This is a genomic window from Streptomyces sp. NPDC051133 (genome assembly GCF_040682635.1).
Lineage (GTDB): Bacteria > Actinomycetota > Actinomycetes > Streptomycetales > Streptomycetaceae > Streptomyces.
The window spans coordinates 1-2159 of record NZ_JBFBBK010000192.1 but is presented as its reverse complement, the minus strand read 5'-3'; the positions used below and the strand labels follow the sequence as shown (position 1 = coordinate 2159).

The window sequence follows — 2159 nt, the reverse complement described above, 5'->3', positions numbered from 1 at the left end:
GGCGTCGGCTATGACGAGTTTCAGGGGAAGTTCGGAGGCAAAGCGGGCCTCCTCACCCACCGCGGCGAAGCGCTGTACATGTTCCAAGGTCTCGGCGTCGTCCAGGCAGTCGTCGAGGTAGATCGCCCGGACGGCGCCGCCCGCATGGTGCAGCCGGCGGACCGCTGAGATGCCTTCCGCATTCTCGGCGGGGGCGACAAACGGCGGTTTACAGAAGGTGAGCAGTTCGTACCGTGCCTGCCGCTGGATATCGGCGAAGCGCTCGGCGATCGCCTTCGGGTCGCGGAGGACCTCGATGTAGTCCAGCGGATCGGTATGCTCCCGTCCCTGGGACCACAGCGGCTGCAGGGCGTCGGCCAGCGCCTGCGAAACGCTTTCGAGCCGGTCGACGGACGCCCGTTGCAGGGCCATCAGCCGGGCGAGGGCCAACTCGGGTGTGACGGCGGAATACGTGGCCACGCGACTGGGGTGGGCGGTGACCAGCTGTCGCCGTACGAGCGCGTCCAAAACGTCGTAGACACGTTGCCGTGGCACATCGGCTTCCCGGGCCACCTCGGCGGCCGTGTATGCACCGCGCCTGATGAGTGCCAGATAGACCCGTGCCTCGTACCGGACCAGGCCCAGCGCCATCAAGTCGTTGATCGTTCCATCATCCAGCTCCATGACTTCACAACGTACCGGCAGAGACTGAGGAGTACACACGTGGCTTTCCCAACTGGTCTTGTTATTACCGGCAAACCATTAATAAACTCACCGGTAGCCACCACTGACCATGGTGGCAGCAACCGCTGCATGCCCAAACATCGGCTTCCGCTCGGCCACTTGCAATAGAAAGCGATTGTCATGCGCTTGACATTCATTGGAGTCGTCGAGGTCGAGCCATCCATCCCCCCACGGAGGGCAGTTCATTGCGTTCTCAGCACAGAAGGAATCCAATACGCCTCGGGGTACCCGCGCTCCTGTCCGCAGCAGTCCTGATAACCGGCGGCCTGGCCGTCACACAGTCAGCGGCCTCTGCCACGACCGCCACCGCGTCTCCAACGACCTCCACCGTGCCCGTTCACCGACTCTGCTCGGAGCCGAGCAAGCCCGGCTACATGGCGTGCGAAGCGGTCGTCCGTACCGATCTGAAGGCACAGAAGTCCCTCGGCCGCCACGACACCCCCAAGGGCCTCGGACCCGCCGACCTGCAGGCCGCCTACAACCTGCCTAAGGACGGCGGCAAGGGCGCCACCGTCGCGATCGTCGACGCGAACGACGACCCGAACGCCGAGAAGGACCTGGCGGCCTACCGCTCGCAGTACGGCCTGCCGGAGTGCAGCACGAAAAACGGCTGCTTCAAGAAGATTGACCAGGACGGCGGCACGAAGTACCCGGCGCCCGACCAGGGGTGGGCGGGCGAGATCTCACTCGACGTGGACATGGTCAGCGCGGCCTGCCCGCAGTGCCACATCCTGCTCGTCGAGGCCAAGTCCGCCAACATGGACGACCTCGGCGCGGCCGTGAACCAGGCCGTCAAGCAGGGCGCCAAGTACGTCTCCAACAGCTACGGCGGCGGCGAGGAGGCCGCCGACGCCTCCGCCGACAACAAGTACTTCAAGCACCCCGGCGTCGCCATCACCGTCAGCTCCGGTGACAGCGGCTACGGCGTCGAGTACCCGGCCGCCTCCCCGTACGTAACCGCCGTCGGCGGCACCTCACTCAAGAAGGACACCAGCACCCGCGGCTGGTCCGAGAGCGTCTGGGGCACCTCCGCCGGCGGTGACGGCGCGGGCTCGGGCTGCTCGGGTTACGGCGCCAAGCCGTCCTGGCAGAAGGACACCGGCTGCGCCAAGCGCGCCGTCGCCGACGTCGCGGCCGTCGCCGACCCGGCCACCGGTCTCGCCGTCTACGACACCTACCAGGCCAGCGGCTGGAACGTGTACGGCGGCACCAGCGCCTCCGCACCGTTCATCGCCGGCGTCTACGCCCTCGCGGGCACCCCAGGCTCCGGTGACACCCCGTCCTCCTACCCCTACGCCCACCCGGACAAGCTGAACGACGTCACCAGCGGGTCCAACGGCTCCTGCGACGGCTACCTGTGCAAGGCCGGCAAGGGCTACGACGGCCCGACGGGCCTCGGCACCCCGAACGGCGTCGCGGCCTTCACCAAGTAGACC

General features: G+C 67.0%; 2 protein-coding genes. One reads left to right on the top strand and one right to left on the bottom strand.

The window, feature by feature from the left end; all coding sequences use genetic code 11:
• Positions 1 to 663 (bottom strand): helix-turn-helix domain-containing protein (locus AB0N17_RS46270; RefSeq protein ID WP_366017671.1); only part of this gene is annotated, 663 nt, incomplete at its 3' end.
• Between the two features lie 296 nt (positions 664 to 959).
• Between AB0N17_RS46270 and AB0N17_RS46265 the strand changes: the two genes are divergently transcribed.
• On the top strand, positions 960 to 2156 hold the full coding sequence (locus AB0N17_RS46265; protein ID WP_366017672.1) for a S53 family peptidase: 1197 nt from the start codon (positions 960 to 962) through the stop codon (positions 2154 to 2156).
• The last annotated feature ends 3 nt before the right edge of the window (positions 2157 to 2159 follow it).